At 55.4% G+C, this 20,546-nt stretch carries 20 protein-coding genes; all 20 read right to left on the bottom strand.

Annotated features, from left to right (window positions below; translation table 11 throughout):
• Positions 1-369: 369 nt before the first annotated feature.
• The 20 genes from lysS to tilS all read right to left on the bottom strand — a co-directional run bounded on the left by lysS (position 370) and on the right by tilS (position 20,475).
• Positions 370-1,866: a lysine--tRNA ligase gene (lysS, locus tag BLR08_RS28610; protein WP_072337984.1), complete on the bottom strand. Its 1,497-nt coding sequence runs from the start codon at positions 1,864-1,866 to the stop codon at positions 370-372.
• Positions 1,867-2,068: 202 nt separating this feature from the next.
• Positions 2,069-2,545, bottom strand: a complete 477-nt coding sequence (gene greA, locus BLR08_RS28605) for a transcription elongation factor GreA (protein WP_072337983.1) — start codon at positions 2,543-2,545, stop codon at positions 2,069-2,071.
• A 206-nt stretch (positions 2,546-2,751) separates the two neighbouring features.
• A complete protein-coding gene (dusB, locus tag BLR08_RS28600; RefSeq protein WP_072337982.1) occupies positions 2,752-3,744 on the bottom strand; it encodes a tRNA dihydrouridine synthase DusB in 993 nt (330 codons plus the stop codon).
• 44 nt (positions 3,745-3,788) lie between these two features.
• Positions 3,789-4,019, bottom strand: coding sequence for a helix-turn-helix domain-containing protein (locus BLR08_RS28595; protein WP_072337981.1), 231 nt, complete (start codon positions 4,017-4,019; stop codon positions 3,789-3,791).
• Positions 4,001-4,534: a 2-amino-4-hydroxy-6-hydroxymethyldihydropteridine diphosphokinase gene (gene folK, locus BLR08_RS28590; RefSeq protein WP_072337980.1), complete on the bottom strand. Its 534-nt coding sequence runs from the start codon at positions 4,532-4,534 to the stop codon at positions 4,001-4,003. The genes BLR08_RS28595 and folK overlap by 19 nt, the downstream gene beginning before the upstream one ends.
• Positions 4,535-4,537: 3 nt before the next feature.
• Positions 4,538-4,900 (bottom strand): dihydroneopterin aldolase, encoded by a 363-nt coding sequence (folB, locus tag BLR08_RS28585; RefSeq protein ID WP_072337979.1) that lies wholly within the window; start codon positions 4,898-4,900, stop codon positions 4,538-4,540.
• Between the two features lie 18 nt (positions 4,901-4,918).
• Entirely contained in the window at positions 4,919-5,791 is an 873-nt protein-coding gene (gene folP / locus BLR08_RS28580) for a dihydropteroate synthase (protein WP_072337978.1), read from the bottom strand.
• Entirely contained in the window at positions 5,784-6,698 is a 915-nt protein-coding gene (pabC, locus tag BLR08_RS28575) for an aminodeoxychorismate lyase (protein WP_072337977.1), read from the bottom strand. Before pabC ends, folP begins: the two co-directional genes overlap by 8 nt.
• Positions 6,695-7,276, bottom strand: coding sequence for an aminodeoxychorismate/anthranilate synthase component II (gene pabA / locus BLR08_RS28570; RefSeq protein WP_072337976.1), 582 nt, complete (start codon positions 7,274-7,276; stop codon positions 6,695-6,697). Before pabA ends, pabC begins: the two co-directional genes overlap by 4 nt.
• 7 nt (positions 7,277-7,283) lie before the next feature.
• On the bottom strand, positions 7,284-8,843 hold the full coding sequence (locus BLR08_RS28565) for an anthranilate synthase component I family protein (protein WP_072337975.1): 1,560 nt from the start codon (positions 8,841-8,843) through the stop codon (positions 7,284-7,286).
• Between the two features lie 125 nt (positions 8,844-8,968).
• The gene (gene cysK / locus BLR08_RS28560; RefSeq protein ID WP_072337974.1) at positions 8,969-9,907 is read right to left on the bottom strand and encodes a cysteine synthase A; all 939 of its coding nucleotides are present in this window, start codon (positions 9,905-9,907) and stop codon (positions 8,969-8,971) included.
• Between the two features lie 100 nt (positions 9,908-10,007).
• Positions 10,008-10,967, bottom strand: coding sequence for a peptidylprolyl isomerase (locus tag BLR08_RS28555; protein WP_072337973.1), 960 nt, complete (start codon positions 10,965-10,967; stop codon positions 10,008-10,010).
• Between the two features lie 78 nt (positions 10,968-11,045).
• Positions 11,046-11,918, bottom strand: coding sequence for an Hsp33 family molecular chaperone HslO (gene hslO / locus BLR08_RS28550; RefSeq protein ID WP_072337972.1), 873 nt, complete (start codon positions 11,916-11,918; stop codon positions 11,046-11,048).
• Between the two features lie 34 nt (positions 11,919-11,952).
• The gene (locus BLR08_RS28545) at positions 11,953-12,717 is read right to left on the bottom strand and encodes a type III pantothenate kinase (protein ID WP_072337971.1); all 765 of its coding nucleotides are present in this window, start codon (positions 12,715-12,717) and stop codon (positions 11,953-11,955) included.
• Positions 12,714-13,595: a carboxylating nicotinate-nucleotide diphosphorylase gene (nadC, locus tag BLR08_RS28540; RefSeq protein WP_072337970.1), complete on the bottom strand. Its 882-nt coding sequence runs from the start codon at positions 13,593-13,595 to the stop codon at positions 12,714-12,716. Before nadC ends, BLR08_RS28545 begins: the two co-directional genes overlap by 4 nt.
• A complete protein-coding gene (gene nadB / locus BLR08_RS28535; RefSeq protein WP_072337969.1) occupies positions 13,588-15,201 on the bottom strand; it encodes an L-aspartate oxidase in 1,614 nt (537 codons plus the stop codon). The genes nadC and nadB overlap by 8 nt, the downstream gene beginning before the upstream one ends.
• A gap of 36 nt (positions 15,202-15,237) precedes the next feature.
• Positions 15,238-16,176 (bottom strand): quinolinate synthase NadA, encoded by a 939-nt coding sequence (nadA, locus tag BLR08_RS28530; protein ID WP_072337968.1) that lies wholly within the window; start codon positions 16,174-16,176, stop codon positions 15,238-15,240.
• Positions 16,177-16,448: 272 nt separating this feature from the next.
• Entirely contained in the window at positions 16,449-18,422 is a 1,974-nt protein-coding gene (gene ftsH / locus BLR08_RS28525; protein WP_072337967.1) for an ATP-dependent zinc metalloprotease FtsH, read from the bottom strand.
• A gap of 71 nt (positions 18,423-18,493) precedes the next feature.
• Positions 18,494-19,033 carry a hypoxanthine phosphoribosyltransferase gene (gene hpt / locus BLR08_RS28520; RefSeq protein WP_072337966.1) on the bottom strand — a complete coding sequence of 180 codons (540 nt, stop codon included), beginning with the start codon at positions 19,031-19,033 and terminating at the stop codon, positions 18,494-18,496.
• Between the two features lie 11 nt (positions 19,034-19,044).
• Positions 19,045-20,475, bottom strand: a complete 1,431-nt coding sequence (tilS, locus tag BLR08_RS28515) for a tRNA lysidine(34) synthetase TilS (RefSeq protein ID WP_072337965.1) — start codon at positions 20,473-20,475, stop codon at positions 19,045-19,047.
• Positions 20,476-20,546: the final 71 nt, after the last annotated feature.

Raw genomic sequence — 20,546 nt, 5'->3', positions numbered from 1 at the left:
TGCTAGCGAGAATTTTCATTCTCTATTTAACACTCACTCGTTGTTCAGTTTTCAAAGGGCAATTACGATGTTACTTAGCTGTTCACTCTCAACTAAAGTAATAACTTCCGTCGAAAGCAACTCTCGTATCTTATCACATCATCGCTTAGCATTGCAAGAATTATTTTTCGTACTCTTTAATTCTTTTTGCCTCAGCTTCAGAAGCGACAAGAAATAATATATCAAATCCTGTCGGATAATGCAACTCTTTTTTTAAACATTTGTAAAAGCCTTGGATCAACCTATCCCGGTTCTCTCGTTTTTCCGGCCGACGCACGTAAATAAATAGCGCACAGACCGAGGAGATCTGTGCGCTTGTGAAGATATACTCTACTCTCCCTGACGTTCGCGCATAAGCGGGAACAGCAGTACATCGCGGATCGACGGCGAATTCGTCAATAACATGACCAGGCGGTCAATCCCGATGCCGAGTCCTCCGGTCGGCGGCATGCCATACTCGAGAGCGCGAATGAAATCATCATCCATCTCATGCGCCTCGTCATTACCCTGCTCCTTCTCCACCAGTTGAGCCTCGAAGCGCTGGCGCTGGTCGATCGGATCGTTCAGCTCGCTGAACGCATTGGCATGCTCGCGCGCCACGATAAACAGCTCAAAACGGTCCGTGAACCGCGGATCGGCCTCGCTTCTTTTAGCCAATGGAGAAATAGCCACCGGATGACCGGTAATAAAGGTCGGCTGGATTAAAGTCTCTTCGACTAGCGTCTCGAAGAACTGGTTGACGATATGGCCAAACGTCATCATAGGCTCGACGGGCACGTTATGCTCCTTGGCCAGACGATGAGCTTCTTCATCGCTCATCTGCACGCTGAAGTCCACACCGACCACTTCCTTGATCGCGTCCACCATACTGACGCGGCGCCAGGAAGGAGACAGATCGATCTCTTGTCCCTGGTAATTGATTTTCGTGGCCCCCAATACTTCCTGCGCGATGTGGGCGATCATCTCTTCCGTCAGCTTCATGATATCTTCGTAATCGGCATAAGCCTCATACAGCTCAATCATGGTAAACTCCGGATTGTGACGAGTCGAGATGCCTTCGTTGCGGTACACGCGGCCAATCTCATATACCTTCTCCATCCCGCCCACGATCAGCCGCTTCAAATGCAGCTCGATGGCAATTCTCATATACAGCTGCATGTCCAGCGCATTATGATGCGTGATGAACGGACGGGCAGCCGCGCCGCCTGCAATAGAGTGAAGCGTCGGCGTCTCTACCTCGAGATAACCGCGGGAGTCCAAATACCGGCGCATGGCTTGAATGATCCGCGACCGGGCAATAAAGGTTTGCTGAACATCCTGGTTCATGATCAGGTCGACGTAACGCTGACGATAGCGCAGCTCTACGTCCTTCAGACCGTGGTATTTCTCCGGAAGCGGCAGCAGCGACTTGGACAGCACCTCAACGGCATCCGCCTTGATGGAGAGCTCCCCCGTCTTCGTTCTGAACAAGCTGCCCCGCACGCCGATTAAGTCGCCGATATCAAGCAAACTGTACGCTTTATAAGTGTTTTCGCTAAGCGCATCCGCGCGCACATAAATCTGGATTTTCCCGGTGATGTCTTGGACATGGGCGAATCCGGCCTTGCCCATTTCCCGTTTCTGCATAATCCGGCCTGCGATGCTCACTTCGACCGCCAGCTCATCCAATTCTTCCTTCGTCTTGGATTCATAAGCCTTCGCGATTTCGCCGGCGTGATGGGTACGATCGAATTTTTGCCCGAACGGGTCAACGCCCAGCCCGCGCAGCTCATCGAGTTTATTGCGCCGTATTTGAAGCAGCTCGTTTAATTCCAATTCAACGGTCATTGTTATTCGCTCCTTGATTCGTAAGTTCTTCGAACTTCCCTTAAGCGAGAAGTCTTCTTGGCTGCCGATCCAGATATAGGCGGAACCTCAAGCCACGCTGCTGCGCGCTCTACACGTTAATAGGGAAAAAAAGCTTCCGGAGGAAGCTTTCTCAAGAAATATCGGTTCGAAAATTCCCTACCTGCCTGCTGCAGGTGCGCAATTACTTCTGGATGTCGATGATTTCGTATTGAATAACGCCTGCGGGTACAGTCACATCTACGACAGAACCTTTACGCTTGCCCAGAATAGCCTTGCCCACCGGACTTTCATTGGAAATTTTGTTCTGGAACGGATCGGACTCAGCCGTACCGACGATTGAATACTCCAGAATATCCCCGTATTCCATATCCTTCAGCGTAACCTTGGCCCCGACGCTGACGGTATTGGTGTCCACTTCATCATTATTAATAATGCGGGCATTGCGGAGCATCTTCTCCAACGTGATGATGCGACCTTCGACAAATGCCTGCTCATTCTTCGCATCCTCGTATTCGGAATTCTCACTGATGTCTCCGTAGCCGATAGCTACTTTAATCCGTTCCGCCACTTCACGGCGCTTGACGGACTTTAGATGCTCAAGCTCTTCTTCGAGTCTTTTCAGACCTTCTTGAGTGAGAATGACTTCTTTTTCGCTCATTGCCACATATCTCCCGTCATGTGAAAGATTTTCATAAGAAACAGCTCGATTCGAACATGAGTTCGCTAGAAATTTCAATATAAACGCATGGAAAGCGGTTTAAATCCGCAGTCCCCGATGACTATTGACTGATTATATTTCAAGCCCACTTAAATGTCAATGTCAGGCAATTGACGGCTCGGCCCGCCGCCGGCGAGCCCGGAAACCTAAGGAGCTACCGCGTCCCGATTCTCCAGCGAATGGATGAAGTCGTTCAGCAGTTCCACCATCGCATCGCGTTTCGTCTGCTCCATGATCGAATCTTTGATGCGCGCGGCTCCATGAAGACCTTTCAGATACCAGGCTAGATGCTTGCGCATTTCCTTCACCGCCACCGGCTCTCCCTTAAGGGCGGTTAGCCGGTCCAGATGAAGAATGGCGATGCGGATCTTCTCTTGCGGAGTCGGCTCCTCAGGGAGTTCACCGTGAGTCAGATATTGAATCGTCCGGTACAGCATCCATGGATTGCCGAGCGCGGCCCGGCCAATCATGACGCCGTCGACGCCCGTATGATCAAGCATCCGCTTGGCATCCTCCGGCGTAAACACATCACCGTTGCCGATAACCGGAATGCCGACAGAGTCCTTAACCTCCTTGATAATATCCCAGTTCGCATGGCCTGTGTACATCTGCACCCGCGTACGTCCGTGGACCGCTACGGCCGCTCCGCCGCCGTTCTCCACCGCCTTCGCATTCTGAACGGCGTATACGTGATCGTCATCCCAGCCGATCCGCATTTTGACCGTAAGCGGCTTGCTGACAGCCTTGGATACCGTGGACACCATCTGCTCGATTTTGCCAGGGTCCAGCAGCCAGCGCGCTCCCGCGTCGCATTTGGTGATTTTGGGAACCGGACAGCCCATGTTGATGTCGATAATGTCGGCATTCGTATGCTCATCGACATATTTGGCGGCCTCCACGAGCGTTTCCGTATCTCCTCCGAAAATTTGCAAACTGAGCGGCTTCTCCCTTTCATCGACGAACAGCATATCAAGCGTGCGGTGATTGCCGTGCAGAATCGCTTTATCGCTGACCATCTCCGCACAAACGAGGCCGCAGCCGAATTCCTTGGCGATAAGCCGGAATGCCGGATTGCATACCCCGGCCATCGGGGCCAGCACGACATTATTGGGAGCCGTCACGTTACCGATCGTTAGCATTTACATTCACTCCTTTCCCGTTGCCGGATGGATATCTGTCATCCTTATAATCGTTCGCTTCGAGCGGATACGAGCGATGGCGCCAGTTCCTCCGCCTCTATGCCCAGCGCCGCCGATATCTTCTGAATCATCGGGACATCCGCCTTGCGAGTTCCCCGCTCGATAGCGCCGAGCACAGCGATGGATACATCCAGCCGCTCTGCCAGTTCATTCTGTGTGAATCCCTTTAACTTACGAAAAGCGCGGATGCGCTGTGCTAGCACGTTTTTCTCCATAACATAACGCCTCCCTTTCCTTCCACACGCCCCAGTTGTTCCCGATATACTTGTGCATGTTCGATACCGGACGGCTTCAGCTTCTCCATCGCGTCAATCAACGGGACGAGCACGAAAGCCCGTTCCATCATGCGGGGATGCGGTATAATTAATTCCGGTTCATCCTGGCGGATATCCCCGAACAGCAGAAGATCCAGATCTATCGTGCGCGGACCCCAGCGGATCTCACGCTTGCGCCCCAGACGCTGCTCGATTTGCTGCATGCTCTCCAGCAGCCTATACGGCGAGAGTGAGGTGTTGACAGCTACCACCATGTTCAGGAACGAATCCTGATCGACATAGCCTACCGGCTCCGTTTCATAAATCCCCGAACAGGAAACCGTCTCAATACCCGGATGCTCACCCAGCAAGCGAATGGCCTCCGTTAAATTGCGCTGCCGATTTCCCATATTGGAGCCCAAAGCGATGTAAGCCAACGTTAGCGGCTCGCGTTCGCACGCATCCGGTGCATTCATCCGTTATGCCCGCTTTCTATGAATTTCTACCGACACCCCGTCGAATGAGACACGAACCGGAGGGTTCGGCTTGTGTACCCGTACCGTAATGGCATGTATACCAGTATAAGTGGATAGCACACGGGATGCAATATGTTCGGCTACCGCTTCGATCAGCTTGAACGGAGGCCCTTCGACGATACCCGCGATAAGCTCGCATACTTCCGCATAATTGATGGTTTCCTCCAGGGCATCGGCATGGCCCGGGCGATCCAGCGGCAGATGCAGCTCCGCATCGACGACATAACGCTGACCCAGCTTGTTTTCTTCCGGAAATACGCCATGATAGCCGTAGAAGGACATGCCTTTCATCGTAATTTTATCCAAAACCGCCGTCCTCCTTATCTAAAATGGGATTATCCGGGATGCGTCATCCCCGCTTATGCGATGGCTCAAGATAGCGTCCGTCATATCGGCCACGCGCCTCATGGCCCGTACATCATGCACACGCACAATTCTGCAGCCTTGTCCGATCCCGAGGGCAACGGTGGCCGCCGTCCCTTCCAGCAGTTCATCGGTAGGCAAATTCAGCGTGCGGCGGATCATGCTCTTGCGGGAAGTCCCGAGAAGGACAGGGTAACCGAGCGCCGTTATCCGGTGAAGCTCGTTCATCAGCTGCAGATTCTGCTCATAAGACTTGGCAAAGCCGATCCCCGGATCAAGCACAATTTGCTCATCCCGGATACCGGCCTTATGCGCACGTTCTACCGTCAACCTCAAATCCTCGACAACATCATGTATAAAATTAGCATATACCGCCTGCTTGCGATTATGCATAAGAACGATCGGACAGCCGAATTGGACGGCTACGGCCGCCATATCGGGATCATGCTGAAGCCCCCAGATATCGTTGAGCACAGTAGCCCCGGCAAGCATCGCTTCACGAGCCGTATCGGCTCTGTACGTATCGATGGAGATAGGGACCGCAATGCCCGCTTCCCGCAGCGCCCGTATCACCGGCAGCACTCTCCGCTGCTCCTCCTCGCTGCTTACCGGCTCCGCTCCGGGCCGGGTTGATTCCCCGCCGATGTCCAGGATATCCGCGCCTTCGGCGATCATCTGCCGCGCGCGCTCTACGGCAGCCGGAATTTCGACATAAGCCCCTCCGTCCGAGAACGAGTCGGGAGTCACATTCAGAATACCCATGACAAGCGTGCGGCATTCTGCGGCCCGTCCGCTTCCATGTCCGAAAAGCATGACATCGGCAGCTTTATTCATTACCCCTTCCCCCTTTCTTCCTAAACAGCCGGTTCGTCTCCTCGCGGTACAGATGCTGCAGCCTCCGCGTTAGCTCGCCCGCCTCGCCTGTCCCTGTTGAACCGACGGCATAGGCCTCTCCGTTCAGATCAAACAGCCGAGCAACCGGCACGACCTCCTGAACCGAGTTGGTTACAAACACTTCTTCAACCCGCACCAGCCGTTCCCACGAATAGCGGCCTTCAGCCGTCTCCACCCCAAGTCCCGCAGCCAGCTCCAGCACCTTGCGCCTGGTGATGCCCGGAAGCAGCCCCGTATCGACGGAAGGCGTGTATAGCCGCCCGTCCTCGACAAAAAACAGATTGCTGACCATTCCTTCGCACAAGCTGCCTTCTCCGTCGAGAAATAGTCCTTCCGCACCGGCAGCCCAAGGATAGGCCATCATTTCGCGCTTCGCGAGAATATTGTTCATATAGTGAAGGGACTTCAAGCGGACCGGTCCCTCGGGCGTATTGCGTCTGAGCTTCAACCGCTGCAGCGCCTTGGGCGCCGGCCATACGGCCGGGTCATAAGCAGGCAGCGGCTTGATATAGATCAAATCCCCCGGCGATTCATAATCGCCGGACGGCAGGCCGAGCGCCTCCGTCCCTGCCGTAACCGTCAGCCGGAAGTAGGCGTCGCTCAAATTGTTGGCCTCGAGCAATCCGGAGAAGCGCTTCTCCAGGTCACGGCGGGTCGCGGTGTAACGTATCCCCAACTCGGCGCAGCCGGCCAGCAGCCTCTCCAGATGCCAGTCCAGCAGGTAGGCCTGCCCTCCATACGTGCGGAAGGTTTCGAACACTCCCATGCCGTAGAGAAAGCCGTGGTCATATACGGAGACCACGGCTTGCCTTTCGTCTATAAGGGTCCCGTTGCAGTCGATGATCATGACCGGGCGCCTACCGCCGTCTGCAGGAAGTTACGCAGCATCTGATGGCCATGATCCGTGATGATCGACTCCGGATGGAACTGCACGCCTTCGATCGGATACTCTTTATGGCGCAGTCCCATGATCTCGCCTTCCGCCGTCTCGGCGCTGATCTCCAGACAATCCGGCAGCGTCTCCCGCTTGACGATCAGGGAATGATACCGGGTAGCCGTGAATGGCGAGGGCAGCCCCTGGAAGACTGTTTTTCCGTCATGGAAAATATCCGAGGTTTTGCCATGCATCAGCCGCTCGGCGCGGATCACTTCGCCGCCGAAAATCTGACCGATGGATTGATGGCCGAGACAAACGCCGAGAATCGGGATTTCGCCTTTGAACCGGTCGATAAGCGACAGACTGATACCCGCTTCATTGGGCGTACACGGCCCGGGCGAGATCAGAATATGATCCGGGGCCAGCTCCTCGATGCCTGCGAGGTCGATTTCGTCATTGCGGCGGACGACGATCTCTTGACCGAGCTCGCCGAGGTACTGCACCAGGTTATACGTAAACGAATCGTAATTATCAATCACCAGAATCATCGTTCTCTTACCTCCTGCGGCTTATCGGCTGCCGCTCGCTGTATTGGATAGCTTTCCACATCGCTTTGGCCTTGTTCATCGATTCGGTGTATTCCTTCTCCGGGATCGAATCGATCACAATCCCCGCGCCGGCCTGTACATAACCGACGCCTTCGCAGACAACCAGTGTCCGGATAATGATGTTAAACTCCATATCGCCGTTGTAATCGAGCCAGCCCATGGAGCCGGTATAAGGACCGCGCCGGACCGGCTCCAGCTCTTCAATGATCTCCATCGTGCGAATCTTCGGCGCCCCGGTTATCGTGCCTCCCGGGAATGTGGCGGCAATCACGTCAAAGGCATCGCGTCCCGCCGCCAGCTTGCCCACAACTTCGGAGACGATATGCATCACATGCGAATAGTATTCGATGACCATAAAGTCCTTTACCCGCACGCTGCCATACTCCGAGATACGCCCCACGTCGTTGCGCTCCAGATCGACCAGCATAATATGCTCGGCCCGCTCCTTCTCATGGTGGATAAGCTCGTCGGCCAGCCTGCGGTCCTCATCCGCATTCGCGCCGCGAGGGCGGGTGCCCGCTATCGGACGGGTGCGGACAACCCCTTGCTCCAGCTGGACGAGCAGCTCCGGCGATCCCGATACGAGCTGAAAGTCTCCAAAGCGCAGCAGGCCCATATAAGGCGAAGGATTAACCCGGCGCAGCCATTCATAGATCTCTTCGGGGCTGGCGTTCAAAGCCTTGTGCTGGCGAACGGACAGGTTCACCTGGAATACATCGCCCGCCGCTATATAATCGCGAATGCTTCTCACCGCTGCGATATAGGCTTCCCGCGGAAAGTCGGCCTGTACCCCCTGCATCGCGTCCAGATCGATCTCCCGCACATCCTCCTCTACGCTCCGGCGCTTCTCCTCCGCATCCTGGTTAAGCTCAGGCTCACGCCAAGCCGATTCAAAGCGGCTCCACAGTGCCCTCATCTCATCGACAGCCGCTTCAGCAGCCGCGTAGTGCAGCTTGAGCGCCGCTTCCCCCGCTTCCGCTCCGGCCTCCGGAGCAATATGCGTATGATAAGCGCAGTACAGCTTGTTCTCCTGATGATCGACAATCCATAATTCGTTCACGCGAACGAAAGCATAATCCGGGATAGGCAAATCCGCCGCCGCCTGCTCCGGCAAACGCTCGATCGTGCGGATCGTATCGTAGCTCCAGAAACCCAGGCAGCCGCCGAGCCACTTGGGGGCATGTTCGATTCGGGGCGCGCGATACGGGGCCATCCACGCTTTGACCAGCTCAAGCGGCTTACCCTCCAGACTCCGCGGCTCTTGCCCCTGTTCTGTCACCAGAGCCGACAGACCGGTGCCGCGAATTTCAGAGACGGGTCTCAGGCCGAGGAAGGTATAGCGCCCTCCCTTGCCGCTCTCGAGCACAAAAGCTCCGGGAACGGATGCCTCCCAGGCAGGCATCCAGGAGAGGATGGGGCCTTCTCCCAGCGGAAAGCTGCGGACGTAAGGAAGCACCGTGAAATCTCCCGCCCAGCCCGTCCACATGTCATAGGTTGTTAACAGCATCGGCCACTCCGCCTTTTCTTCCGTTCGGATTCAAGTATTGGGATTAGTATACTTGAAAACAGCCATGAAAAAAAGAGACAAGTCCAAAAAGCCCGCTCGGACTGAGCGGGCTCTCCGGAATGCTATTAATCTTCGAACTGATACAAAGGCGTCGACAGGTAACGTTCGCCGTTGCTTGGCACAACCGCTACAACCCGCTTGCCGGCTCCCAGCTCCTTGGCTACCTTCAACGCGGCGAAGATCGCGGCACCGGAAGAAATGCCGCCAAGAATACCTTCCTCCTTGGCAACGCGGCGCGAGGTTTCGAAGGCGTCGTCATTCTCAACGGGAATAACCGCGTCATACAAGCTCGTATTCAAAATGTCCGGTACAAAACCAGCGCCGATGCCTTGAATTTTGTGCGGACCCGGCTTGCCGCCCGAAAGAACGGGAGATGCCGCCGGCTCAACCGCATAAATCTTGATGTCAGGGAAATTTTCCTTTAACACGCCGCCGGCGCCTGTGATCGTACCGCCCGTTCCGATGCCGGCGATAAACGCATCAAGCTTGCCGTCATGGGATTTGATGGCTTCGACGATTTCCGGACCCGTCGTTTCACGGTGAACCTTGACGTTAGCCTGATTTTTGAACTGTTGGGGGATGAAGTAGCCAGGGTTCTCAGCTACGATCTCCTCAGCGCGCTTGATAGCGCCCTTCATGCCTTCGGCCCCAGGCGTCAACACGAGTTGCGCACCGTAAGCGCGCAGCAGGTTGCGCCGCTCGATGGACATCGTCTCAGGCATGACGAGGATCGCTTTGTAGCCCTTGGCCGCTGCGACCAAGGCCAGACCGATACCGGTGTTTCCGCTGGTCGGCTCTACAATCGTGTCTCCCGGCTTGATGCGGCCCTCTTGCTCAGCCACCTCGATCATGCTGATCGCGATCCGGTCCTTCACGCTTGCACCCGGATTCTGATATTCCAGCTTTACATAAATCTCAGCGCTGCCTTCGGGCACAACGCGGTTAAGCTTAACGAGGGGCGTATCCCCAATCAATTCCGTAATGCTTTGGACTAATCTTGCCATTCGTGTTCTCCTCCTCAAGAGCGCCAAAATATCCGACTAATTTGCTGGGTATTATACTGTTAATATTATCAACCCCTGGGAAGGTTGTCAATATGCAAAATCAGCCCGATGCTACAAGATCCGTCTCCCGAATCTGCACGTTCCACTTCACGCGCAGCTTCGCCATCGTCTCCTTCATGGGCGGAGCTTCCCGCAGCGCCAATTCCCTGCGCACCTGCTCCCGAATCGACTCGGGCGAACCCTTGGACTGAACCTTGCGCTCCCTCAGTCTCACGATGACATAGCTGCCGTCAACCTCGATAGGCTTAGATACCTGCCCGGGCTGGAGCTGCTTGCCGGCCTTCAGAATCTGGGGATGGACAAACGGATCGTCCTCCTCCAGCCAGCCGAGGTCGCCCCCGCTATTACGGGTCGCATCGTCCAGCGATCTTTCTTTCGCGACCTTGGCAAAGTCCATACCCTTGGCCAGATCCGCGCTTGCCCGGTTGGCCTGCTCCTTGCTGGCGGTTACGATCTGCTCGAGGCGCAGCTGCACCGTGGCTTGGAACTCCTCCGGATGATGCTGGATATACTCGTCTACGGCAACATCTGCAACTTGTATCCCTTGAATCGCTACTTTTTCCATCAACAGCTTATAACGAACATCCTCGTTTAGCGCTTCGCGCGATAACCCGAGCTGCTCTTCCATCGCTTGATAGAACTGGCTCTCACTTTCATAGCCCTGCTGCATCCGTTCCAATTCCCGCTTAATCTCCGGCTCGTCTGCACTGACACCTATCGCTCCCGCTTCCCTGCGCACGACCTCGCGGTCGATCATCTGGTCGAGCACTTCTTTGCCGTATTTCTGAAGCAATTGTTGCTGCAAATCTTGCCGCGTAATGACGTGTTCTCCGATGCTGGCAATCGCTCGCTCTTGCTCGGCCTTGCTCGGCGGTTCCGGGTTCGAATGGACATCAGCTTCATTCTGCTGATAGAGGCGGGTCATAAATACGGAGGAGAGGACGCCGAGGGCGACCAGCAGAATCGAGATCATGCCCCATAGTACCTTAACGTTTCTCATGTCCTATCCCCTCATATATCACTCGCTAGAGTTCCGGTCTAAGGCCGCTTGAAGCTGCTATCCGTATTATTGTGGCTATTACAGTGACTCGATCAATGCCGTCAGGTCTTCTCCTGCGAACTTGTACGTTTCATTGCAGAAATGACAGGAAACCTCAGCCTGACCATCCTCGGCCAGCAGCTGCTCCAGCTCGGAGCGGCCCAAGCTGATCAAGGTCTGTTCCACCCGCTCCCGCGAGCACTTGCACTGAAAGCGGACGTCCTCCTGGCGCTCCAGCACCTGCACATCCGGCAGCAGCCCCTGCAGGATCGACTCCAGGCTCTCTCCCTGCTCCAGCAGTCTCGTAATAGGCGGCAGTCCGGACAGCTGCTTCTCCAGCCCCGCAATCTCATCGTCGCTTAATCCGGGCAGCAGCTGGATAATAAATCCGCCTGCCGTCTTGACCGTATAGTCCACATCCACCAGCACGCCGAGCGCTACTGCCGAAGGCGTCTGCTCCGACTGGGCGAAGTAGTAGGTGAAATCTTCGCCGAGTTCTCCCGATATAATCGGAATACTGCCCCGGTAAGGCTCCTTAAGGCCCAGATCCTTGGTCACATACAAAAATCCGTCCCTGCCCACAGCTCCCGCTACATCCAGCTTGCCCAGCCCGTTGAGCGGCAGGTCTACGGAAGGATTCTCGACATAGCCGCGCACTTCTCCCTTGGCGTTGGCATCGGCCACTACCTGCCCGATCGGGCCTCCGCCCTTGACCTGAACCGTCAGCTTCTCCTCGCCCTTCAGCATAGCCCCCATCATCAGCGCGGCTGTGGCCGTCCGGCCAAGCGCGGCGGTAGCCGTCGGGGTCGTCTGGTGCCTGACTCTCAGTTCTTCCACAATATGCTTCGTTCTAACGGCAAATGCGCGCACCTTGCCGCCCAGGGCAGTCGCCCGTATTAAATAATCCTGCATAGTCCGCTCCTTTATCCCTGAACGATCGCTCGTTTCACATATTCCGTTCGTAGATCATCTGCAATCCTTGCAGAGTCAGCAATGGATTCACGAGCTGAATGGTCCGGGATTCCCCGGCGATCAGCTCGGCTAGTCCGCCTGTCGCTACAACGGTCGGGTTCGTCTTGTATTCTTGCCGGATGCGGTCGATGATCCCGTCCACCTGCCCGGCAAATCCATAAATAATGCCGGCCTGCATGGAGGAAACCGTCGTCCGGCCTACCACGCTCCGCGGCTTGACCAGCTCGATGCGCGGCAGCTTGGCCGCATGCTGATACAAGGCTTCGGTCGAAATGCCGATGCCCGGCGCAACGGCGCCTCCGATATACTGCGCCTTCTCGTCAATATAGTCCAACGTAGTGGCCGTGCCAAAGTCGACCACTATACAAGGCGCCCCGTACAGCTCAATTGCCGCTACGGCATTGACGATCCGGTCTGCCCCGACTTCCTTCGGGTTCTCATACCGGATGTTGAGGCCCGTTTTAATACCCGGCCCTACGACCATAGGCGTTTTCTTTATATATTTAACACATAGCTGCTCCAGTACAAACATCAGCGGAGGCACGACCGAGGAGATAATAACCCCCTTCACCTGATCAAGCCCGATCCCCGCATGCTGGAACAAATTGTACATCATGATCCCATATTCATCGGCCGTGGTAGCCCGGCTCGTGCTCAGCCGCCAATGGTGCAGCAGCTGCTTCTCCCTGTACAAGCCAAGCACGATGTTCGTATTGCCTACATCTACGACCAGAATCATGCGTCCGGGGCCTCCCCCGGAGCCTTGCGTTCATTGAGGTCGAGGCTGATATCCAGCGCCTGCACGGAATAGGTCAAGCGGCCGACCGAGATAACGTCGACCCCCGTCTCCGCGATCGTCCGGACCGTGTCCAGATTGACCGTCCCCGACGCTTCTATCAGAATATGCGGCGCTTCGCTTTTCATTCGCTGCACCGCCTGCCTCATCAGCTCAGGCTTCATGTTGTCCAGCATAATAATATCGGGAGAAGCGGAGAGCGCTTCGTCCAGCTGTTCGAAGTTCTCCACTTCAATCTCGATCTTCATCGTATGGGGGATATGAGCCCGCGCGCTGCGGATCGCTTGAGCTACGCCGCCTGCGCCTTTGATATGATTGTCCTTGATCATCACCGCGTCGTACAGCCCGTACCGGTGATTATGCCCGCCGCCGACGCGCACGGCGTATTTCTCCAGCATCCGGTGGCCGGGCGTCGTCTTGCGCGTATCGACCAGGCGCGTCGGCAGCCCCTCCAGCCGTTCGACAAACTGACGGGTCCGCGTAGCGATGCCCGACATCCGCTGCAGCAAATTCAGAGCCAACCGCTCCCCCAGCAAAATGCTGCGCGTGCTGCCATGCACCTCTGCGAGCACGGTCCCTACCTGTACGGCTTGTCCATCCGCCGCCTTCGCTTCGAAACGGAGCTTCGGGTCCACCACAGCGAATACGGCTTCAGCAACGGCAATACCGGCGACTATCCCCGTATCCTTCACATGGATGATGCCGACCGACTGCGATTCTGCGGGAATGGTGGTCATCGTGGTCACATCGCCCATGCCGATATCTTCTTCCAGCCAGGCCCGGATGCTGCGCTCCAGCTCCGTGCGATTAAGTTCAAACATCGTCAATCCGTCCTTCCGTCGTCCCGCCTTCTCGGCTGAAGACCGTATGCTTGCGCCAGACCAGATCATCGCGTTCCGGGAAATCCTCCCGGTAGTGTCCCCCGCGGCTTTCCTCTCTAATCAAGGCAGCCTCGGTCGTCAGCAAAGCGCAGATCAGCAGATTGGCAAATTCATATTCCTCCCGCTTGCCGAGCGAGCTGTCGAAGATAGCCAGATGGCGCTTCAACTCCTCATAGCCCTTGGCCAGCCCCTTGCCGCTGCGCACAAGTCCCGCATAACGAAGCATCAGCTTCTGCAGCTTCAGCTTCTTCTCCACCACCGGCTGGATCGCATGTTCTTGGGAACGCTTAATCTCCCGGACAGGAGGCGTGCTTCCGACCGGGGGCAGGTCGCCAATCCGCTCGACGATTCTGCGCCCGAAAACGATAGCTTCGGATAGCGAATTGCTCGCTAGCCGATTGGCTCCATGGACGCCCGTGGAGGAAACCTCTCCGCAGGCAAACAGCCGTTTCACCTGAGTTTCGCCATGGAGGTCGGTTTCCACGCCGCCCATCATATAGTGAGCCGCAGGAGCTACAGGTATCCAGTCGGATGACAAATCCAGCCCGTAGTGCAAGCAGGTTTCATAGATCGTCGGGAACCGCTGTTTCACGCTTTCCTCGGATTCGTGCGTAAAATCGATATAGACAAAAGTCGATTTCGTATTTTCCATCTCGCTGACGATAGCCCGGGCCACAATATCGCGAGGCGCAAGCTCCAGCTGCGGATGATACCGCTCCATGAAACGCTCGCCGTTAATATTGCGCAGCACAGCGCCTTCTCCCCGCACCGCTTCCGAGATCAAAAAGCGGGGCGCGCCCGGGTAACAAAGAGCCGTTGGGTGGAACTGAATAAATTCCACATCGCGGATATGCGCTCCGGCCCTGTAAGCGATCGCGATGCCGTCGCCGGTCGCAATATCGGGATTCGTTGTATAACGGAATAATTGTCCCGCGCCGCCGGTACATAGCAAAGTCGCTTTCGCCTTTACGAATACTTTGACGCCGTTCGGCTTCTGCACGAGAGCTCCGAAGCATTCGCCTTCATGGGTAATCAGATCGATGACAAAATGATCATCCCAAATCTCAATGTTCGGATCCTGCTTCGTCTTCTCGGACAGAGCGCGGACAATCTCGGCCCCGGTCGCGTCCCCTTGCGCATGCAGGATGCGGCGCTGGCTGTGAGCGCCTTCCTTGGTGAGCGCGTATCGCCCGTCTTCCATATCGAAGGCCGTGCCCATGCGGACCAGCTCCTGCACGCCTGCCGGGCCTTCATGAACCAATACGTCAACAGCGGTGGAGGAGCATAAACCCGCGCCTGCGATTAATGTATCTTGTCTGTGATAAGCCGGAGAGTCTTCATCCGATATAACCGCAGCGATGCCGCCTTGCGCATAGCGGGTATTGCTGTCGAGCAGCGACTTCTTGGTTACCATCAGCACCTTATGCTTCTCGGCGCTTCTGAGCGCCGTGAACAACCCGGCAATACCCGCGCCGATGACGATCACATCCGTATGTACCGTTGGAACGTGCTCCAGATCGAAATTAACCATATAACGGGGAATCAATGTTCTCACCTTCCCAAACAAGAGAAGTAGCGCATGCTACTTGACCTGCAGCATGCGCTCCAAGGATGCACGGGCCTTGTCGGCCACGTCTTGAGGTACGTAAATTTGCGGACTGTTCGTCTCGAGACATTTGACCACTTTCTTTAAGTTGTTGACCTTCATATTCGGACAAACGAGATATTTCGTCGCGAAATGAAATGTTTTATGTGGGCTGTCCAGCCGCAGCTGGTAGCCGGTTCCATCCTCGGTTCCGACAATAAACTCCTGACAGTCCGACTCCTTGCAGTATTTGATAATCGCCGTCGTGCTGCCTACGAAATCGCCCAGCTTGACGACCTCCGGCCGGCATTCGGGATGAACCACGAATTGGGCGTTCGGATACTGAGCCTTCATCTCCTCAACATCCTTGACGGTAAGCATGTCATGCGTGTTGCAATACCCTTCCCAGATAATCATTTTCTTGTCGGTAAACTTGGAGACATAGTCGCCCAGATTTTTGTCCGGGACCCAGATGATTTCGTCAGAGTCTACGGACTCAATGACCTTGATGGCATTGGCCGACGTACAGCAAATATCCGTCTCCGACTTAACCTCAGCCGAAGTATTGATATAGGCGACAACCTTGGCGTTCGGATGCTTCTGTTTCAGGGCGCGCAAACCGTCGACATTGACCATATCGGCCATCGGACAACCGGCGCGTTCGTCGGGGATAAGCACCGTCTTGTTCGGAGCCAATATTTTCGCGCTTTCACCCATGAAATGAACACCGCAAAACACAATCACATCCGCATCGGTGGAAGCCGCTTTCTGGGCGAGCAAAAAGGAATCCCCGCGAAAATCGGCAACCTCCTGAATTTCGTCACGCTGATAATAATGAGCAAGAATAATGGCGTTACGTTCCTTCTTCAACTGGAGAATACGTTCTTTGAGCTCGCGCTGCTGTTCAGCCTTGCGTTCCAGAGCCAGTGCTTCCATGCTGCACCTTCCTTTACAGTTCCTTATGATGAAACCACTAATCCAATAGATGGTGAAAATGTTCACAAAGATAATAAAGATTTACACCTAATTTACACGTGCTTCCCCGTTGTGTCAATGCTTAAATCCCCTTATATGCAGCCGAATATCCCCAATTACGAACCGCCTGTTCCATCGGCCAGCGGCTCATGTTTAGTTTCTCGCGCAACCCCTTCTTTTACTCCGTTACATACAGGAAAGCCGGCGCCTCTCGGCACCGGCTTCGGAGCTTCTTATGAATCGGATTCATCTTCCGAATCTTTTTTGTCAAACCCCAGCTTGTTGGCATCCGCAGATGCTTCCTGGCTTTGAATGTTTACCTTCAGCTCTTCGGACGAATCCGCTGCCGCGTCCGGCTTAGGTCCGAGCTTGCCGCTGTCGATCAGCTCCTTGATCTGTTCTTTCTCAAGGGTCTCCTTCTCGATCAGCGTCTCGGCGATCAGGCGCACCTGATCACTGTATTTCGTCAAAATCTCCTTAGCCCGTTCGTAGCAGCTGCGGATGATCGTTTGCATCTCCTGGTCAATCTCATAGGCGATCGCATCGCTGTAGTTCTGCTCATGCCCGATATCGCGGCCCAGGAAGACCTGGCCTTGCGTCGTTCCGAACTGCATCGGACCGAGCTTGTCGCTCATACCGAATTCGGTAATCATCCGGCGTACAATGCCGGTCGCGCGCTGGAAGTCGCTGTAAGCTCCCGTACCGATCTCGCCGATAAACAGCTCCTCGGATACGCGGCCCGCGAGCAGCCCTGTAACCTTGTCGAGCAGCTCGTTTTTCGTCTGCATCATTTTGTCTTCTCCCTCTTTGGGGAGCATCATCACGTAACCGCCTGCGCGGCCTCGCGGGATGATCGTGACCTTATGCACGACGTCCGCATGCTCGGCATGAAGACCGACAATGGTATGTCCAGCCTCGTGAAAGGCCACCATCCGCTTCTCGCGCTCGCTGATGACGCGGTTTTTCTTCTGCGTACCGACGATGACGCGGTCGAACGCTTCGTCGATCTCATCCATCGATATATCCTTGCGGTTGCGGCGGGCCGCAATCAGCGCGGATTCATTGAGCAGGTTCTCCAAGTCGGCCCCGGAGAAGCCCGTCGTATAACGCGCCAGCTGATCCAGCTTCACGTCCTTGGCCAGAGGCTTGTTGCGCGCATGGACTTTCAGTACCGCTTCGCGGCCCTTCACATCGGGACGATCAACGGTAATCTGACGGTCAAAGCGGCCCGGACGAAGCAAGGCAGGGTCGAGAATATCTGCGCGGTTCGTCGCAGCGACGATAATGATGCCTTCGTTGGCGCCGAAACCGTCCATCTCTACGAGCAACTGGTTAAGGGTTTGCTCCCTCTCGTCATGACCGCCGCCGAGTCCGGCGCCGCGTTGACGGCCTACTGCGTCAATCTCATCTATGAATATGATACAAGGGGCATTTTTCTTCGCATTCTCGAACAGGTCGCGCACACGGGATGCGCCGACACCGACGAACATCTCCACAAAGTCGGAACCGCTTATGCTGAAGAACGGAACTCCCGCTTCGCCGGCAACCGCACGGGCAAGCAAGGTTTTACCTGTACCCGGAGGGCCTACCAGAAGCACGCCTTTGGGGATACGCGCTCCAACTGCAGCGAACTTGCGCGGATCCTTCAAGAACTCGACGACCTCGACAAGCTCTTGCTTCTCCTCGTCCGCTCCTGCGACATCCTCGAAGGTGACCCTTTTCTTCTCTTCATTATAAAGCCTCGCCCGGCTCTTGCCGAAATTCATAACCTTCCCGCCGCCGCCTTGGGCTTGATTCATCAGGAAGAAGAACAAAATGAAGATGATGACGAAAGGAATAATGGATGTGAAAAAGCTGATCCAAATATTATCCCCTTCCATCTTCTCGACGACAATCTTGCTGGCGGGAATGTCGCTTTGTTCAATTAACCGGAAGATATTCGTATCACCCTGCTCATACGGCGCACGAGCTTCGAAATTTTTCTTCTCCGGCGTCTCTGCGTTCTTGAGTGTCCCCCTGACCAGATACGTTTGGGCGTCATACTTGACGATAATGGAATCTACATTCTTGTTTTGTAAGGCCACCCGTAGCTCGCCATAGCTAATGTCTGACTTCTGATCGTTCTGGGTGCTTATGAAATGGACGATTCCGACAGTGACCAAAAAGATCAGCAGATAAAAGCCAGTGTTACGTATAATGCGATTCATCCCCTACCTCCTCTCGACAAACGGCAACTTTGTATATTGTACCACAGCAAGTCTCGGCTTCTCAAGAAATGCTAAGTGGTGTAAATCTCGGGTTTCAAAATGCCGACATAAGGCAGGTTGCGGTATTTCTCCGCGTAGTCCAGCCCATATCCGACGACGAATGCGTCAGGTATGACGAAGCCCTTATAGTCTGCATCCAAATCAGCCGTTCTACGCGCAGGCTTATCGAAAAGAGCGGCGACGGTAATCGACAGAGCGTTCCTTCTCTCCAGCACATCGATCAAATAGCTTAACGTAAGGCCGCTGTCAATTATATCCTCGACGATGAGGATGTGCCGGCCCTCTACGGGAATGTCCAGGTCCTTGATAATTTTAACCACACCGGATGACTTGGTCGAATGTCCATAGCTGGATACCGCCATAAAATCAAGCTCCAGCGGGATCGTAATATTCTTAACCAGATCCGACATAAAGATAAACGCGCCTTTCAGCACACAGATGACGAGCGGGTTGCGACCCTCGAAATCGCGGCTGATCGTCTCGCCCATTTCCTTCACCTTGTCTTGAATTTGCTGCTCGCTGTACAGAACTTCTTGAACGTCGTTTTGCAAGAGTAGTCCTCCTACTGTAAGTTAAAATCGGGTTGCAGCTCGAGCACCAGCTTATGCTCGCTTTCCTCCCGGACCATGGCCAGCGAGGAGCGTCTTACGCCTGGCAGCCAGAGAATCCGGCCTTGCGCGTCCTCCACGATCGGGATACGCTCCCTAAGCCGTACGGGCACCTTCGCATCAATGAATATATCCTTTACTTTTTTGGAGCCGTTTAGTCCGTAGACCGACATGCGGTCCCCAGGCAGACGGCTGCGCACACGCAAAGGAAACGACATGTCCACTGCATCGAATACGGCGCGCCAGACGCTCTCCGCTCCGGCGGTCGGAGCGTTCTCACCCTTGAACCAGCCCAGGTGCAGAAGAGCTCCCGTCTCGGCTATCGCAAGCTCCGTCTGTCCTTCGGCGATCTCATAGGCATACGGGACGGGTGGTAACATCATAGTATGAAGCATGACCCGATCATATTCCCGGCTGAGCGTCAACGAGGAATCGAGCGGCAAACGAAAGTTTGCCGCCTGTGGACGGACGGCGGCGCTGCGGATTTGCTCGATTCGCTGATAGTCGGCGTGATCCGTATCTGGAGCAAGATAACTTAATATTAGTTTAATCAACCGCCTTTGTAAAGCGAAGTGCAGCCCGGCAAACCATTCGGCGGACCAGGAGAAAATCCCGTTGCCGACAGTCACGTTCTCGTCAAATTGCTGCAGGGTTAACGTGTGGAGCAGATCGTCCTCGGCCCTCGCCGTCTCCGCCAGCCGGTTCAGCGACTCGGACAATCCTTCCTGGTAGCGCGCCAGATAGGGCAGCACCTCAAGCCTGATCTGATTGCGGAAATACTTCGTCTCCAGGTTGCTGCTGTCTGTGCGGTAATCCAGCGACAACGCCTGGCAATACCTAATGAGCTCCGCCTTATATATACGGAGCAGAGGACGGACAAGTTCCGTTTCGCGCTCCGTCCTTCTTAGCGGGATGCCTCGGAGTCCCGAGAGGCCGGTTCCTCTCATCATCCGCATCAGCACCGTTTCGGCCTGGTCATCGGCGTGATGAGCAAGCGCCAGCTTTCGGGCGCCCAGCTCTCTTGCGGTTTCGTGCAGAAACTCATAGCGCAGGGCTCTCGCCTCCGCTTGCGAATTGCCGCCGCTGCTCGCCAAGTAGCCTGGCATATCCAGCCTCGTCATCCGAAAGCCGATCCCGAGCTCCGCTGCCAGACGCCTGACGAAGTCCGCTTCCTCCGCCGACTCCGCTCCTCTGTAGCCATGATCGACATGCGCCGCCGTCAAGGTCCAGCCCCAAGCCTCGGACAACGCGAAAAGGAGATGCAGCAGGGCGACGGAATCGGGCCCCCCCGATACCGCGACGACTACTCCGTCTCCTTGTTCCAGCAGCGATTCCTCCCGGATGAACCGCTCTACCTTCCTGCGTAATGCCCATGCCTCGTCCATACCCGGTTTCCTTCCCCCATTCCCTCGTTGCCGCCTCTAGACGGCCCCTGAGAATCCGCCGCCAGAAGTCC

The organism is Paenibacillus sp. cl123 (assembly GCF_900101595.1).
Classification (GTDB): domain Bacteria; phylum Bacillota; class Bacilli; order Paenibacillales; family NBRC-103111; genus Paenibacillus_G.
Note: the sequence above shows the minus strand (reverse complement) of the source record. Positions and strands in the feature narration are given on the sequence as shown.

What these genes read in the sequence shown, in the direction of transcription:
- cysK (WP_072337974.1), bottom strand. Translation starts at nt 9,907, where the DNA reads ATGGCAAGATTAGTCCAAAGCATTACGGAATTGATTGGGGATACGCCC.
- ftsH (WP_072337967.1), bottom strand. Translation starts at nt 18,422, where the DNA reads ATGAATCGCATTATACGTAACACTGGCTTTTATCTGCTGATCTTTTTG.
- lysS (WP_072337984.1), bottom strand. Translation starts at nt 1,866, where the DNA reads ATGACCGTTGAATTGGAATTAAACGAGCTGCTTCAAATACGGCGCAAT.
- dusB (WP_072337982.1), bottom strand. Translation starts at nt 3,744, where the DNA reads ATGCTAACGATCGGTAACGTGACGGCTCCCAATAATGTCGTGCTGGCC.
- hslO (WP_072337972.1), bottom strand. Translation starts at nt 11,918, where the DNA reads ATGCAGGATTATTTAATACGGGCGACTGCCCTGGGCGGCAAGGTGCGC.
- folP (WP_072337978.1), bottom strand. Translation starts at nt 5,791, where the DNA reads ATGAATAAAGCTGCCGATGTCATGCTTTTCGGACATGGAAGCGGACGG.
- nadC (WP_072337970.1), bottom strand. Translation starts at nt 13,595, where the DNA reads ATGTTTGAACTTAATCGCACGGAGCTGGAGCGCAGCATCCGGGCCTGG.
- nadA (WP_072337968.1), bottom strand. Translation starts at nt 16,176, where the DNA reads ATGGAAGCACTGGCTCTGGAACGCAAGGCTGAACAGCAGCGCGAGCTC.
- BLR08_RS28565 (WP_072337975.1), bottom strand. Translation starts at nt 8,843, where the DNA reads ATGCTGTTAACAACCTATGACATGTGGACGGGCTGGGCGGGAGATTTC.
- greA (WP_072337983.1), bottom strand. Translation starts at nt 2,545, where the DNA reads ATGAGCGAAAAAGAAGTCATTCTCACTCAAGAAGGTCTGAAAAGACTC.
- BLR08_RS28545 (WP_072337971.1), bottom strand. Translation starts at nt 12,717, where the DNA reads ATGATTCTGGTCGTAGATGTAGGCAATACGAACATCGTGCTTGGCTTG.
- pabC (WP_072337977.1), bottom strand. Translation starts at nt 6,698, where the DNA reads ATGATCATCGACTGCAACGGGACCCTTATAGACGAAAGGCAAGCCGTG.
- BLR08_RS28555 (WP_072337973.1), bottom strand. Translation starts at nt 10,967, where the DNA reads ATGAGAAACGTTAAGGTACTATGGGGCATGATCTCGATTCTGCTGGTC.
- BLR08_RS28595 (WP_072337981.1), bottom strand. Translation starts at nt 4,019, where the DNA reads ATGGAGAAAAACGTGCTAGCACAGCGCATCCGCGCTTTTCGTAAGTTA.
- pabA (WP_072337976.1), bottom strand. Translation starts at nt 7,276, where the DNA reads ATGATTCTGGTGATTGATAATTACGATTCGTTTACGTATAACCTGGTG.
- tilS (WP_072337965.1), bottom strand. Translation starts at nt 20,475, where the DNA reads ATGGACGAGGCATGGGCATTACGCAGGAAGGTAGAGCGGTTCATCCGG.
- folK (WP_072337980.1), bottom strand. Translation starts at nt 4,534, where the DNA reads ATGAATGCACCGGATGCGTGCGAACGCGAGCCGCTAACGTTGGCTTAC.